This is a genomic window from Phormidesmis priestleyi ULC007 (assembly GCF_001895925.1).
GTDB classification, from domain to species: Bacteria; Cyanobacteriota; Cyanobacteriia; order Leptolyngbyales; family Leptolyngbyaceae; genus Phormidesmis_A; species Phormidesmis_A priestleyi_A.
Map to the genome: position 1 here is coordinate 26,520 of NZ_MPPI01000011.1, position 13,683 is coordinate 40,202.

Annotated in this window: 13 protein-coding genes; 6 read left to right on the plus strand and 7 right to left on the minus strand. The window is 48.3% G+C overall.

Annotation, left to right across the window (positions count from 1 at the left end; translation table 11 throughout):
* Positions 1-111: 111 nt before the first annotated feature.
* Complete coding sequence (locus tag BRW63_RS11630) at positions 112-714, plus strand: SRPBCC family protein (protein WP_073071292.1); 603 nt, start codon at positions 112-114, stop codon at positions 712-714.
* Positions 715-731: 17 nt separating this feature from the next.
* A complete protein-coding gene (locus tag BRW63_RS11635) occupies positions 732-1,142 on the plus strand; it encodes a PPC domain-containing DNA-binding protein (protein WP_073071293.1) in 411 nt (136 codons plus the stop codon).
* On the opposite strand, the gene BRW63_RS11640 is transcribed toward BRW63_RS11635, so the two are convergent.
* The 5 genes from BRW63_RS11640 to clpB form a co-directional block, all read right to left on the minus strand.
* Positions 1,123-1,878 (minus strand): class I SAM-dependent methyltransferase, encoded by a 756-nt coding sequence (locus BRW63_RS11640; protein WP_073071295.1) that lies wholly within the window; start codon positions 1,876-1,878, stop codon positions 1,123-1,125. The two genes, BRW63_RS11635 and BRW63_RS11640, sit on opposite strands and share 20 nt — an antisense overlap.
* Before the next feature lie 198 nt (positions 1,879-2,076).
* A complete protein-coding gene (locus BRW63_RS11645; RefSeq protein WP_073071297.1) occupies positions 2,077-3,762 on the minus strand; it encodes a GIY-YIG nuclease family protein in 1,686 nt (561 codons plus the stop codon).
* 76 nt (positions 3,763-3,838) lie between these two features.
* Positions 3,839-4,210 (minus strand): hypothetical protein, encoded by a 372-nt coding sequence (locus tag BRW63_RS11650; RefSeq protein ID WP_073071299.1) that lies wholly within the window; start codon positions 4,208-4,210, stop codon positions 3,839-3,841.
* A 2-nt stretch (positions 4,211-4,212) separates the two neighbouring features.
* Positions 4,213-5,280 (minus strand): tRNA 2-selenouridine(34) synthase MnmH, encoded by a 1,068-nt coding sequence (gene mnmH / locus BRW63_RS11655; RefSeq protein WP_073071300.1) that lies wholly within the window; start codon positions 5,278-5,280, stop codon positions 4,213-4,215.
* A 73-nt stretch (positions 5,281-5,353) separates the two neighbouring features.
* A complete protein-coding gene (gene clpB, locus BRW63_RS11660) occupies positions 5,354-7,978 on the minus strand; it encodes an ATP-dependent chaperone ClpB (RefSeq protein ID WP_073071302.1) in 2,625 nt (874 codons plus the stop codon).
* Positions 7,979-8,122: 144 nt separating this feature from the next.
* On the opposite strand from clpB, the gene BRW63_RS11665 reads away from it, so the two are divergent.
* Together BRW63_RS11665 and BRW63_RS11670 are read left to right on the plus strand one after the other, a co-directional pair.
* The gene (locus BRW63_RS11665; protein WP_073071304.1) at positions 8,123-8,311 is read left to right on the plus strand and encodes a DUF6888 family protein; all 189 of its coding nucleotides are present in this window, start codon (positions 8,123-8,125) and stop codon (positions 8,309-8,311) included.
* Positions 8,298-8,501: a DUF6887 family protein gene (locus BRW63_RS11670; protein ID WP_073071305.1), complete on the plus strand. Its 204-nt coding sequence runs from the start codon at positions 8,298-8,300 to the stop codon at positions 8,499-8,501. The genes BRW63_RS11665 and BRW63_RS11670 overlap by 14 nt, the downstream gene beginning before the upstream one ends.
* Before the next feature lie 115 nt (positions 8,502-8,616).
* On the opposite strand, the gene BRW63_RS11675 is transcribed toward BRW63_RS11670, so the two are convergent.
* Positions 8,617-9,432, minus strand: a complete 816-nt coding sequence (locus BRW63_RS11675) for a squalene/phytoene synthase family protein (RefSeq protein ID WP_073071307.1) — start codon at positions 9,430-9,432, stop codon at positions 8,617-8,619.
* A gap of 132 nt (positions 9,433-9,564) precedes the next feature.
* Here BRW63_RS11675 and BRW63_RS11680 point away from each other — a divergent pair, with 132 nt between their 5' ends.
* Both BRW63_RS11680 and typA read left to right on the plus strand, forming a co-directional pair.
* Positions 9,565-10,023 carry an EVE domain-containing protein gene (locus BRW63_RS11680; RefSeq protein WP_073071309.1) on the plus strand — a complete coding sequence of 153 codons (459 nt, stop codon included), beginning with the start codon at positions 9,565-9,567 and terminating at the stop codon, positions 10,021-10,023.
* Between the two features lie 146 nt (positions 10,024-10,169).
* The gene (gene typA, locus BRW63_RS11685; RefSeq protein WP_073071310.1) at positions 10,170-11,966 is read left to right on the plus strand and encodes a translational GTPase TypA; all 1,797 of its coding nucleotides are present in this window, start codon (positions 10,170-10,172) and stop codon (positions 11,964-11,966) included.
* Between the two features lie 251 nt (positions 11,967-12,217).
* Here the strand turns inward: typA and BRW63_RS11690 are convergent, their stop codons facing one another.
* Positions 12,218-13,495 (minus strand): type IV pilus twitching motility protein PilT, encoded by a 1,278-nt coding sequence (locus BRW63_RS11690; RefSeq protein WP_083582865.1) that lies wholly within the window; start codon positions 13,493-13,495, stop codon positions 12,218-12,220.
* Between the last annotated feature and the right edge of the window lie 188 nt (positions 13,496-13,683).

A 13,683-nucleotide genomic window follows, 5' to 3' on the forward strand; every position in this document is an offset into this window, starting at 1 on the left:
ACGTTGGTAGGAGCGCGATCGACGACTCGTTACAATTTTTGTCGTCTACTCTGCCGCACTTATAAAATTGCCTAAATCGCCCCGTTGACCTTGCTTGAGGAGTGCTAGACCATGATGACTGCATCGACAAAACCCAACCTACTTCAGGAATCTACCGAAATTTCGTTCACCATTCCAGAGATTCGTGCTGCTCAACGCGACTCGTTGCTAAACGGTGAAATTCTACTCAAAACTCGCTCTTACACCGCTTGGGGAGGAGCCGTTACTGCCCAAATGTACCTCCCTGTCTCTCCTGCCCAAGTCTGGCAGCAGTTGACCGATTATCCTCGCTGGACGCTGTTTTTTCCTGACATCACCCGTAGCGAAGTCGTGCATAACGGAATCAGTGGCTCTAGTACAGTGCTGAAGCGGCAGGTTAAACGCATTTATCAAAAAGCCAGCAAAGCGTTCTTGTTTCTGACGGCGCAGGTTGAGATTCATCTTAAAGTTTTAGAAACTCAACATCAGCGCATTCAGTTCTATCTTGAGTCGGGAAGTTTTCGCGATTTCAGCGCTGACTTGCAGTTACAAGCGTGTGGAGATGGCACGATTCTCACTTACTCGGTTCAGGCGACTCCGACGATTCCGATTCCGGGAGTGTTGATTGAGCAAGCCATTCAATTTGATTTGCCAACTAATCTTAAGCAGATGCGGCGAGTCATTTGTGGAAAGTGATCAGAGCGATCGTCCTCATGAAAGTCTTTGCTTTGCGACTGAAGCCCGATCAAGATTTGCGCCAAAGTTTGAAAGAGTTTGCGCTTTCAAATAATATTCAGGCGGGGTTTGTTTTGTCGGCGATCGGCAGTCTTAAACAAGCCGCAATTCGATTTGCTGACCAACCAAAGAGTCAGATTTTGCCAGGAAAATTTGAAATTCTCTCGCTCAATGGCACCTTATCAGTGAATGGGCTGCACTTGCATATTACGATCGCCGATTCAGTCGGGAACACGATCGGCGGGCACCTCGACAACGACAGCATTGTCTACACCACTGCTGAAATTGTGATCGGAGCCAGTGAAGATTTGATCTTTTTACGATCGTCCGATCCCCAAACTGGGTTTCTAGAACTCGAAATTCAAGCGGTTAAGCAGCGCGTCGAATAGCCCGAAATCTCGACCGAGTGTAATCAGCAATCCATCCTTGACCTTCTTGGAAAAGAGTCGGACGCAGGCGATCGCGAACTTCCTCAACACAAGCCTCCCAATTGTCTGGAGGAAGCGCACAAAGAAATGGTTGGGCAAAGGTTTCGAGCCACCCAGAGATATCACCCGGAAGCGGCGTTGGACGAGAAAAGAGGACGATCGAATCCACTTCAAAGCCCTGATCTTCTAAAAGAACGCGATACTCATCTGCTGTTGGGAAAAACCAGGGATCGTATTCTTGCGGGTTGATGCTGCGATTTTGAAGGGCTGTGTGAAGTGCGTTGCGGATCGTTGCCACATTGCCAAACCCACCCATTTCAGCAACAAATCGACCGTTTGGTTTGAGCGATCGATAGACTTTAGCGATCGCTGTTGGTTGATCTTTAACCCAATGCAGAACGGCATTGCTAAAGACCGCATCGAACTCCTCAACGAAGGGAAGATTTTCAGCAGTGCAGACTTCAGCTTCGAGTCCGCGCTGACGGGTCGCCTGCACTTGTTCAGCGCTGGCATCCACTCCCAGGACAAGCCCACCTGCGGCAACCAGTTTTTCTGTCAGCGCTCCGTCTCCACATCCGAGATCAAGAATTCTCTCGCCAGGAACCAATTGCAGTAAATCGAGCAGCGGTTCGCCAAGGTCAGAGACGAAACGCGCGTTCTTGGCATAACTTTCTGGATTCCAGGTTTGTTGAGTCATGATCCGATTGGTTGTTTAGGCACAGTTGAGCGACGACAAATAGCACTGATACGAAGCGCTAAGACTTTACTCACCCACTCTGACCAATGTTTAGGCACAGTTGAGCGACGACAAATAGCACTGATACGAAGCGCTAAGACTTTACTCACCCACTCTGACCAATTGCTAGGCACAGTGACCGCTCAAATCCGCAGCTTCCTATACTCGCAGAGCGTTTTTTCTTCCTAGCTTACCTTTTTTCTTCATATACTCAGCATTTATGATACTCGACTCACTCTTGGTCAGCCAAGCACAATTATCTGGAAAGAATCCTTCATCCTTATCTATCCTAGAGAACGCCATGCTCTCTTCGGGGGGATTTCCAACATCTCGTAAGAATTGTTTGAAGTCGCGCCATGAATCATAAATTTCTAATCTAGGAATATATTCTTTAGACTTAGGGTTGAGTGCGCCATGGATAATCCTACTCCATGCTTTGTAAGCCTTTGTTTTAGTTAGGCTCTCACCGGGTTTTGCAATTGTCTTAACGTTCACCCGACACTGACTTATTCTCTTCTTTGCCGCAGAGAGACTTATATTCCGAGTCTCAGAAAGATATATCGCTGCTTTTTCTACACTTTCAAAGCGGATATCGTCAATACAAGTAACTTTTTTGTTTGAGCCACCGCTTACGCCACCAGTAGAAATATTATACCCATTAGGAATCAAGGTTCCAAGCTTTTTAATCCACTCCCTTTCTTTCTTTTCCAAGTCTTTTTTGGAAGTACCTCGGTCTATTTGTCGTATTTCAAAAGCATCTGAACCATTTTCTCGGAGCGCGTAATGTAATGATTCATTTCCCTTGATATATCCAGCGAAAGCTTGTTCAACATGATATTTCCATCGACGCTCTAGAGTCTGAATCGTCAATCCAACATATTGTTTACCGGATTTCTTATGTGTAACTAAATAGATAATACCTTCAGCATAGCCTGGGTTAGGAATACGATCAAAAGCTTCTTCAGGTGGTATGCCCGCTCTGATCCACCGAGCTATGGTGCGCCTGCTAGCTAGTGGATTTAAACACCTTATTGCTTCCTTAAGATTGGGATACTTAACTCCAAATACTATGATCTCGCCAACTTTTCGTGAACCGCGAACATATTCTTTATCAAATATCTTTTCTTCAGATAATCCGGCTTCACGCCTTTTAAGAGATCTCCAATAATTCACACCTAATTCCTTACATTTATTCTTGAAAGTAGTTTCGCGTTGACTATCACGGGAACAACTTGGACAATTAGTACCTCTCAAGTGGTTGCTTGGAGTTTGCCAAAACTCCCCATGTTTTGGACAGAATATTCTTCCTTTTTTGTCTACAGTTAGATACTTAAATTGACTGTAGTCATATTTATTGCCATGAACATTTCTAGCTCGTTCAACAAACAAATTATTCAAATCTTCTTTTGATTTAACTTCACCTCTTTCCTGCTGAGAGCCAGCTAACGTAATCGATAAGCATTCGGGACATCCCGTATGTCCACCTATATGATTTCTAGGTTCTTGCAAAAAGATTATGTTATGCTCTCTACACAAAATGCTTACTTGTTCGCCGCTTTTAGGAAGCTCGATAAAAAGTGAATAGTCATATCGATTTCCGAAGTGCTTCTGCGATCGGTGGACCAACTCCTCCTTCAATATTTTTTGAGATTCAAAATAGCACTTACGACATCCAACTCCATTTTTATGATGTCCAGGAGAAATTTCAAACTCACCATGAATAGGGCATATTACCCTTATTTTTAAAGGCGAGTTGACATATTCTACCGATGAGTAATCGTAGTAATCCCCATGAGCTTGATGAAACTCTGCAATTAACTGCTGTTGTGTCTTTTTGCTGGGCATTTAGAAAATCATTCAGCTACTACGTTCATACAAAAAAGCTCAAAAATCGGTATAACTCATAACCTGAGCAGTACAACTATTGATCGAATGGGGCGATCGCTCCCTTCTCTTGATTAATCCGATCGCGCCAAATTTGATTCTGTTCGATCGTCAAAACAATTTTCTTATAAAACTCATCATCTAGTTCAAGCGTCAAATAGTTTTCGTCATGTGTGGCATACCAAAACTCGCGCCCGTGACTCGTATAATAAGTACCCGCCTTAATCACACCCGGAAGAAAAGTGCCTGGTAATCGGACATCTTTCCAATCAGTTTCGGGCTTTGAAATTGTTGCTTGACGAATATGATTGAGAGGAATTTCGAGCGTTTGATTAAAGAAAAATGCTAAGATTCTTTCCCAGGGATTGAGATCAATTCGTAAGCGATCGCGTTCAATTGATAACTCCATAGTCACCTCCGGTTTATCACTAATTCTTGTGCAAATTGAGATTGATTTCCGACAAAAATCTCTCTAGACTTTTCAATCAGTCGATCGACACTTTCGGCAATAGAAATCCCAGAAACATCGACTGGATAAATAGAAACCTCTCGCTTTTTCAAATCAAATAAATAGCTTTTATCGTAATAGTTCAAAACGAGATCAATTGCAGGCGCTAAGTCACCTTGACGAATATGAGCGATCGCCGCTTGTGCATTTTGTCCGCCCAGCTTTCTACTAATTCGCTCAGTTGCGGCAATTAGTTCTTCAGGGTCAGCCGAACCGTAGACTTCTAGCAAAATGCCGATGCGCTCAGAGCGCGAGCGCTCAACCTGCACGACAGGCGACTCAACCATTCGCAAAAAAATCTCATCCGGCACACGACACAATCCGACGCGATGGCTTTCGGCTTCGATCCACACGGGGCGATCGCGATCGAGCGTCACCCACTGCATCGCAAGTAGATTTTCATAGTGCTCATTGGTCGGCTGTGGAGGTAGCCCCAGACTTCCATAACTGCTGCCGCGATGATTTGCCAGATGCTCTAAGTCGAGAATTTGCTCTCCTCGATCCGCTAAAGCATTCAACAGAATCGTTTTTCCGGTGCCCGTCATGCCGCCGAGAGTGACGATCGCTTGCGGCGTTGCTAAGGTCGATCGCGCCCAACGCCGAAACGCTTTATAGCCCCCTTCTAGCAAAAAGACTTCCAGCCCCGCCGTTTCGAGCAGCCACGCTAGACTGCTGCTTCGCATTCCGCCGCGCCAGCAGTGGAGTCGAACTCGACGCTCGTCAGCCAGTTTTTTAGCCGTCTGCACCAATTGGGTGAGTTTTGGGCCGACGAGCGTTAAGCCAAGCTCGATCGCGACTTCCTTACCTTGCTGCTTATAACAAGTTCCAACTTGTGCCCGTTCGTCGTCGCTGAATAGTGGAAAACTAGTCGCTCCGGGGATGTGTCCATGTGCATATTCAGCCGGACTGCGGGCATCTAAGATAATTCCAGAAGCGTCGAAAAATTCGTCGGGAGACAGGGTTTGCGGCATGAAGACAGTTAAAGCAGCCAGGGTTGATCATCAACAAAAAGAGGGCAGGACTTTGCCCACCCTCAACCATACATTACTGAGTTGTTAGCACTTCGGACGGCAAGCGTCGAAACTCTAACCGCTCCGTTTCCCCAACATCCACGAAGATCGTGTCGCCCTCGCTAAACTCGCTTCGCAGAATTGACTTGGCGATCTGAGTTTCTAACTCGCGCTGAATGGCACGCTTAAGCGGACGTGCCCCAAACACGGGATCAAAGCCCACCTCCGCTAAGAAATCTAGCGCCGAATCAGAAAGTTTGAGCGACATCTTCCGGTCTGCCAGTCTTTTCTCCAGCCGTTGCACTTGCAGTTTAACAATCTCACGCAACTCAGACTTGTTGAGACTGTGGAAGATGATGATTTCGTCGATGCGGTTGAGAAACTCAGGACGGAAGCTCGATCGCATCGCATCCATGACGCGCGATCGCATCTCTTCATATTGCGTATCATCACCAGCCAGATCCAAAATATATTGCGACCCGATATTGCTGGTCATGATGATGATGGTGTTTTTAAAGTCCACCTTGCGACCCTGCGAATCGGTGACGCGACCATCATCCAAAATTTGCAGCATGACGTTAAACACATCAGGATGCGCTTTCTCGATCTCGTCAAACAAAATCACTGAGAAAGGACGACGACGCACTGCTTCGGTTAACTGTCCGCCTTCTTCGTAGCCCACATATCCCGGAGGCGCACCGATTAAACGAGACACAGAGTGTTTCTCCATATACTCAGACATATCGATTCGCACCATCGATTCTTCGGTGTCGAAGAGATAGGCAGCAAGGGCTTTTGCGAGTTCGGTTTTACCTACGCCCGTCGGGCCTAAGAAGATGAAACTCGCGGTGGGTCGGTTGGGGTCGGCAAGCCCGGCGCGCGATCGCTGAATCGCATCTGCCACTGCCGTCACCGCTTCGTCTTGACCCACCACTCGCTGATGCAACTCATCTTCTAATTGCAGCAGCTTTTGCATTTCCGATTCCACCAGCTTACTGAGCGGGATGCCCGTCCACTTCGAGATGATCTCGGCAATGTCAGCTTCGGTGACTTCTTCGCGCAGCAGAGATGAGCCACTCTTTTGAGTTTGAGCGGTTTGGGCTTCTGCTTCTTGAAGTCGGCGATTCAGATCTGTGAGCGTGCCATACTTCAATTCAGCCGCTTTGTTGAGGTCATAATCGCGTTCTGCTTGCTGAATTTCGAGATTGACCTGCTCGATCTCTTCTTTCAACTCCTTGATCTGATCTCTACCGCCCTTTTCAGCTTGCCACTGAGCATTTAAGCGGCTTTGCTCTTCTTTAAGGTCTGCCAGTTCGCGATCGAGGCGCTCTAATCGATCGAGAGAAGCCGGGTCAGTCTCTTTTTTGAGAGAAAGTTGCTCCATCTCCATCTGCAAGACTTTGCGATCGATTTCGTCTAGCTCGTCTGGCTTTGACGTGTTTTCCATTTTCAGCTTGGCAGCGGCTTCGTCTACGAGATCGATCGCTTTATCGGGGAGGAAGCGATCGCTGATGTAGCGAGTCGAAAGCACGGCGGCTGCCACTAAAGCACTGTCAGCGATTCTGACTCCGTGGTGCAGTTCGTAACGATCTCTTAGACCCCGAAGAATCGAGATCGTCTCTTCGACGCTAGGCTGATCAACATAGACTTGTTGGAATCGCCGCTCTAGCGCCGCATCTTTTTCGATGTACTTACGATATTCATCGAGCGTCGTTGCCCCCACACATCGCAGTTCACCCCGCGCCAGCATGGGCTTGAGCAGGTTTCCGGCATCCATTGCGCCTTGAGTTGCACCTGCGCCCACCACAGTATGAATTTCGTCAATGAATAAGATAATGGTGCCTTGAGATTCTGTGACTTCTTTGAGAACTGCCTTTAAGCGCTCCTCAAATTCGCCCCGATATTTCGCGCCAGCAATCAGAGAACCCATATCGAGGGCAATCAGTTTGCGATCGAGCAAAGATTCTGGTACATCTCGATTGATGATTCGCTGTGCCAATCCTTCGGCGATCGCGGTTTTGCCCACGCCAGGTTCACCAATCAGCACCGGGTTATTCTTCGTCCGGCGCGAGAGAATTTGAATCGTGCGCCGAATCTCATCATCGCGCCCAATGACGGGATCTAGTTTGCCTTGACGAGCATACTCTGTGAGATCTCGTCCATATTTTTCGAGTGCTTCGTACTTACCTTCCGGGTTTTGATCCGTCACCTTTTGACTCCCTCGTATCTGTTCGATCGCGGTTCTGAGTTTAGTTTCGTCAAGCTTAAATTCTGCAAATAGCCCTTTTCCAAACCGATCGTCCTTCGCATATCCCAGCAGCATATGCTCGATCGAAATGAATTCATCCTCAAACTGTTTGCGGTAGTCTTCGGCTCGATCGAACAGCGTGTCTAAGCTGCGACCAAGATAGACTGATCCACCGCTGCCAGAAATTTTTGGCTTACTACTGATAAATTCGTCGGTGCGATCGCGCAACCGCTGCACATTGATTCCTAGCTTGTTGAAGACACTGGTGGCTAGTCCATCTTGCTCTAGCAGAGCGCGCATCAAGTGTTCGCTTTCGATCTGCTGCTGCTGATATTGCTTTGCGATTTCTGGGGTGCGAACGATTGCTTCCCAGGCTTTTTCTGTAAATTGATTGGGGTTGGTTGGCTGCATCGTGTCCCCCTCTGACCTTAGAGTTTTATCTTGTATATCGCTATTGTATAGACGTGAACAATTTTAGAAGGTCGGTGTTCACACCTCTTTAGATGGGTATTGCCGAAAAGAGGTACGAAAGATGAGCCTTGGAGGAAGTGATGAATGCCAACCAACGCACAATTGAGAAGCCTGTATCGAATCAGCTACCGACTAACCTACATCATGTTTCAGCCAATTCATCTCGTTTGTATCGATCGACGGACTCAGAATCTCTTTGTTCTGTCAGGTCATCATGAAGGAATCGAATTTGAAGTCACTCCAGACGGGCAGGTAGTCAATGAGCCAAATTGATTATGCAGCAATGACCGATCAGCAGTTAAAGCAGTATTTTTTAGAACATCGTAACGATAAAGCCGCACTGCAAGCTTACTTAGATCGTCGTAATCAACGCTCAAAAGTTGTGATTACAACCATAGATGATCCTGATTTTGATCAAAAGATTCAGGCGGCGATTGAACAACAGATCAGCAAGAGCTTATAGAAGTGGGAGAGTTCGGGAACCCTCAAAATCCACATGGTTCACCTGTGTTTGTAGTTCGGGAACCACAGACCAAGTGCAGGAGAAGGATTACATGCCCTTCCCCTGGGCAAACTCTCTAACTCGTCACCTGTTGAACAAGATCGATCACTTGACTGCGACTGAGCTTCTCAGATCCGTGCAGCATCGCATCTAACGTGGCATGACCCAGCGTCAGAATAATCTGACAAAAATCAGAAGCAGGGCTTCCCAAGGGCAACGAAGCCGTATAAGCATCGGCTAACTGAATGTTGCGACGAGCGTAGTTTTGCAGATCGTCACTTGTCCAGCCAGAGGGATAGAAATCAACGCCACGAGTCAGATCTTCGCCGTGATTGCGGAGAATGTTAACCGCTTGCAAGCCGCGACCAAATCCGATCGCTTCAGTGCGATCGGTCTGAGTGCCGTCATACCAGCCCCACAGATCTGAAAGCAGCAGACCGACAGAACCCGCCACACTGAAGGTATAGCGATCGAGATCTGTCTCGGTCTGAACCGTCCAGTTGCAGTCTGCCCAATGCGCCATGCGGTCTGACATCGCTGCGGTCGATTCCCAGATGCGGGGCGCAATATCGGCAGGGGCAAGCGTTGCCCATTCGCCAATTCTCAGCGAGACTTCGGGTAGCTGCTCGGCATATTCGCCAAACGCTGAGTCAAAATCACCATCTTTAAACCCAATTACGCCTGACTGCAAAATCAGACTAATTTCTCTCAAAATCTTGGCTTTGATGGAATTCTCTAGATCCGGGTCATCTTCGATTTCGTCGATCGCTCGCATACACAGATAAGCAGACGCAACTGCTTCTTGTAGACCTGATGGCAACCGACTGATGGGAATATAAAACGTCCGACTCGTCTCTTTAAGAATCTCTAATGCGTCTTTACGTAGGTTCATGCTTGTGTTCACTCCTCTCCGAAACCTTTATAGCAGGTTGTGATTTAAAAAGGCGTTTTCCTCTGATAAACCCCGTTTTCTGGGTGCGTCTTCGGCTAGACTGCTAAGTCGCCTTAGCAGAAAGTTTTTGCCATGAATTACTGGTTGATGAAATCTGAACCTGATGTCTATGGGATCGCTGATCTGAGACGCGATCGTCAAACGATTTGGGATGGGGTGCGAAACTATCAGGCGCGAAATTTTCTGCGGTCAATGCAGCCAGGTGATCTAGCCTTTTTTTATCACTCAAACGCCGCTCCTCTGGGCATTACTGGCGTGATGAGAATCGTTGAATCAGGCATCGCTGACCCAACGCAATTTGATTCCACTAGCAACTATTACGATGTCAAGTCTACAAAAGAGTCACCCCGATGGCAGACGGTCTGTGTTGAATTTGTCGAAGAATTGCCTCATTTAGTTTCCTTGGATACGTTACGATCGCAGTTCTCACCCGATGAGCTACTAGTCGTCAAACCAGGCAATCGCCTTTCGGTGATTCCGGTTGCCCCTGCGATCGCCCAGCGCATTCTCACCCTGGTTACTGCGACTTAATATTGCGCCTTCAAGTCATTTATTTATGTAACCGCTAAGATAGAATTATTAAGGCTTCTTTACTATTTTCGACGCATGATGCCAAACCGTGATGGCGATCGAAGCCTCCTAACGCAAAATTTCTAACCCTTTTCACTGGAACTTCTATGACTCTCCCGATTCGCAACGTTGCTATCATTGCCCACGTTGACCACGGCAAAACAACGCTCGTGGATGCACTGCTCAAACAATCTGGGACGTTCCGAGAAGGAGAAACGGTTCCAGATTGCGTGATGGACTCGAACGATCTTGAACGAGAACGCGGCATTACTATTCTGTCTAAAAATACGGCGGTTCACTACAAAGAGACGCTGATCAATATTGTCGATACACCGGGGCACGCTGACTTTGGGGGCGAAGTTGAGCGCGTGTTAGGCATGGTGGATGGGTGTCTGCTGATCGTCGATGCCAACGAAGGCCCGATGCCGCAGACGCGCTTTGTGCTGAAGAAAGCACTAGAGAAAGGGCTGCGCCCGATCGTATTCATCAACAAAATTGATCGGGTTCGCGCTAACCCTCACGTTGCCGTTGATAAAGTATTAGATCTCTTTTTAGAACTGGGTGCTGACGATGATCAGTGCGAGTTCCCTTATCTGTTTGGTTCTGGCATGGCAGGGTTTGCTAAGGAAACCCTCGAAGAAGAGGCATCCGATATGCAGGCGCTCTTTAATGCGATTCTGCGCCACGTTCCGCCTCCGGTCGGCGATGCGTCAAAGCCACTGCAACTGCAAGTCACGACTTTAGACTACTCTGATTATCTCGGTCGAATCGTGATCGGCAAGATTCATAACGGCACGATTCGCGTCGGTCAGCAAGCCGCGATCGTCACCGAAACAGGCGCGATCGTCAAATCTAAAATCTCGAAACTAATGGGTTTTGAAGGGCTGAAGCGCATTGACATCGAAGAAGCAACCGCTGGAAACCTCGTCGCGGTTGCCGGATTCGCAAATGCCAACATCGGCGAAACGATTACCGACCCGAACGATCCCCAGGCGTTGCCGCTAATCAAAGTTGACGAACCGACCTTACGGATGAATTTCTCAGTCAACGATTCGCCGTTTGCAGGTCAAGAAGGTGATTTCGTCACATCAAGACAGTTGCGCGATCGGCTCTTCCGGGAGCTAGAAACCAACGTCGCTCTCCGCATCGAAGAAACCGACTCTCCTGACAAACTGGCGGTTTCGGGCCGGGGCGAACTGCACCTCGGCATTTTGATCGAAACCATGCGTCGTGAAGGCTATGAGTTTCAAGTTTCTCAGCCTCAAGTCATCTATCGCGAAGTCAGCGGTCAGCCCTGTGAGCCGTTTGAAACCCTTGTTTTAGACGTGCCTGAAGAAGCAGTTGGCGGCTGCATTGAGCGGTTGGGTCAGCGCAAGGGCGAAATGCAAGATATGCAGGTCGGCACCTCGGCTCGTACCCAGCTAGAGTTTGTGATTCCGGCACGGGGTCTGATTGGCTTCCGGGGTGAGTTTATGCGAATGACTCGCGGTGCAGGCATCATGAATCACAGCTTCCTAGATTACCGTCCGATTAGCGGCGAGATTGAGATGCGACGCAATGGGGTGCTGATCTCCTTTGAAGAAGGCGTTGCCACGTTCTACGCGATGCAAAACGCCGAAGATCGCGGAGTCTTCTTTATCAGACCCGGTGTTAAAGTCTACCGGGGCATGGTTCTTGGCGAGCACAATCGTCAACAGGACTTAGAGTTAAACGTCTGCAAAGCGAAGCAGTTGACCAATCATCGGGCTTCGGGCGGTGAAGAACTAGTGCAGTTGAAAGAACCGATCGACATGAGCCTCGAAAGAGCGCTAGAGTACATCGGTGGAGACGAGTTGCTAGAGGTCACGCCTAAGTCAATCCGCCTCCGCAAGGTGGCTAAGGCGAAAAAACTCGCGAAGAAGTAGAAATAGGGATTGTGTAAATCCCTAATAAAAAGGGGCGTGTCAAGTACGCCCTTTTTTATTGCTCGAATATTTCGCTAATCTAAACTGATGTCAGCTCGATAGAAGCGGTTCGTCACGAGCGTGAATTCGGGAGAGCCCCCCAAATCCCCCAAAATTGGGGGACTTCAAGCCAAAATCTCTGAGTCAAAGTCCCCCAGAATTGGGGGATTTAGGGGGCGCGACGGACTAGTAACGAAGTCGTCGAATTCACGTTAAACAGGGTTATATTCTCGCGCCGTTGGATCAAACTCACGATTAGAAGACCGTCCGGGATCATAGCCCTCGTTGCGAACTCGGCGACGTAAATCTCCCGCATCAGGAGACGCTTTCACCGCGTCATCTGGGCTAATTCTACCCAACAAAATCAGTTCACAAAGTGCCTGGTTCATCACTTGCATTCCTTCATTCGTGTCAGTCTCCATCAACTGGAAGGCATCGGTTTCTTGACCTTTGAGCAAGTAGTCTTGCATCGCGGCAGTGTTAAGCAAAACTTCGTGAACAGCGGTGCGTCTGCCGTCGGTGGTCGGCAACAACTGCTGAGACACCACCGAGATCAGAGACTCTAAAATCTGAGTCCGCATCGCCTGCTGCTCATCAGGATTGTAGATATTGAGCAATCGATTAACGGTGCCGATCGCGCTCTTGGTGTGCAGCGTTCCTAAAACCAGGTGCCCTGTTTGAGCTGCTTTTAGTGCTGTATCGACGGTGATGCGATCGCGCATTTCCCCGATCAAAATCACATCGGGATCTTCCCGCAAGACTGCCCGTAGCGCCTCATGAAATTCGTGAGTGTGTAGCCCCACCTCTCGCTGACTGATTAGACACTTGCCCGAAGCGTGGACATATTCAATCGGGTCTTCGATCGTCACAATATGGCGACTATCTGACTCATTCAATTCTCGAATCATCGCTGCGATCGAAGTAGATTTGCCCGACCCAGTAGGACCCGTTACCAAGATCAAACCCTGCGGATAGGTGACCAAATGCTTGAGTACCGGAGGCAACCCCAACCCATCGATCGACGGCACATCAAGCGGGATCAGACGCAGCACGATCGCGCCGCCCGTCAAGGTCTCAAAGCAGTTTACCCGACAGCGCAAAAAGCCTGGATAGTAGATGGCGGTGTCTAGCTCCTTTTTCTCAACAAACTGCTTTTTCTGTTGCTCACTCAGCATTTCAGTCAGATATTTTTCAAATAGTTCGGGTGACACTGCGACATGATCTGACAAACAGACAATTTGACCTCGAATTCGCAGACGGGGCGGCTCACCCACGCGAATGTGAATATCAGACGCTTGGCGAGCATGGGCATCTCTGACCATTTGCTCGATCATGAGCTGAGTGCCATCGGGTCTTGAGCGAGGAGCAGCCAGTTGAGCCAGGGGCGGCGGAGGTGGAAAAGCAGGATCAGCCTGGGGGCGAGCGGCAGGAGTGCCCTGCATGGGTGATTCCTTTTTAGCTTTCTCGTCTGATGGGTTGAAGTTAGTCATAATTAATCAGGCTGAGTCCGGTTGGTAAGCTCCCTGCTCAAGCTAGGTTGAGCGCATCAAAACGCTAGAGTTTGTGCAAAACTTTTCTAGTTTTTTTGAATGTATCTAAGATTCTATCGATCATAGATAGTATGGCTCAGGTTTTTTGCGATTTTTTCAACCCTTCTAAAAGATTAAGCTGAGTCGCA

What these genes read in the sequence shown, in the direction of transcription:
- BRW63_RS11630 (WP_073071292.1), top strand. Translation starts at nt 112, where the DNA reads ATGATGACTGCATCGACAAAACCCAACCTACTTCAGGAATCTACCGAA.
- BRW63_RS11635 (WP_073071293.1), top strand. Translation starts at nt 732, where the DNA reads ATGAAAGTCTTTGCTTTGCGACTGAAGCCCGATCAAGATTTGCGCCAA.
- BRW63_RS11640 (WP_073071295.1), bottom strand. Translation starts at nt 1,878, where the DNA reads ATGACTCAACAAACCTGGAATCCAGAAAGTTATGCCAAGAACGCGCGT.
- BRW63_RS11645 (WP_073071297.1), bottom strand. Translation starts at nt 3,762, where the DNA reads ATGCCCAGCAAAAAGACACAACAGCAGTTAATTGCAGAGTTTCATCAA.
- BRW63_RS11650 (WP_073071299.1), bottom strand. Translation starts at nt 4,210, where the DNA reads ATGGAGTTATCAATTGAACGCGATCGCTTACGAATTGATCTCAATCCC.
- mnmH (WP_073071300.1), bottom strand. Translation starts at nt 5,280, where the DNA reads ATGCCGCAAACCCTGTCTCCCGACGAATTTTTCGACGCTTCTGGAATT.
- clpB (WP_073071302.1), bottom strand. Translation starts at nt 7,978, where the DNA reads ATGCAGCCAACCAACCCCAATCAATTTACAGAAAAAGCCTGGGAAGCA.
- BRW63_RS11665 (WP_073071304.1), top strand. Translation starts at nt 8,123, where the DNA reads ATGCCAACCAACGCACAATTGAGAAGCCTGTATCGAATCAGCTACCGA.
- BRW63_RS11670 (WP_073071305.1), top strand. Translation starts at nt 8,298, where the DNA reads ATGAGCCAAATTGATTATGCAGCAATGACCGATCAGCAGTTAAAGCAG.
- BRW63_RS11675 (WP_073071307.1), bottom strand. Translation starts at nt 9,432, where the DNA reads ATGAACCTACGTAAAGACGCATTAGAGATTCTTAAAGAGACGAGTCGG.
- BRW63_RS11680 (WP_073071309.1), top strand. Translation starts at nt 9,565, where the DNA reads ATGAATTACTGGTTGATGAAATCTGAACCTGATGTCTATGGGATCGCT.
- typA (WP_073071310.1), top strand. Translation starts at nt 10,170, where the DNA reads ATGACTCTCCCGATTCGCAACGTTGCTATCATTGCCCACGTTGACCAC.
- BRW63_RS11690 (WP_083582865.1), bottom strand. Translation starts at nt 13,495, where the DNA reads ATGACTAACTTCAACCCATCAGACGAGAAAGCTAAAAAGGAATCACCC.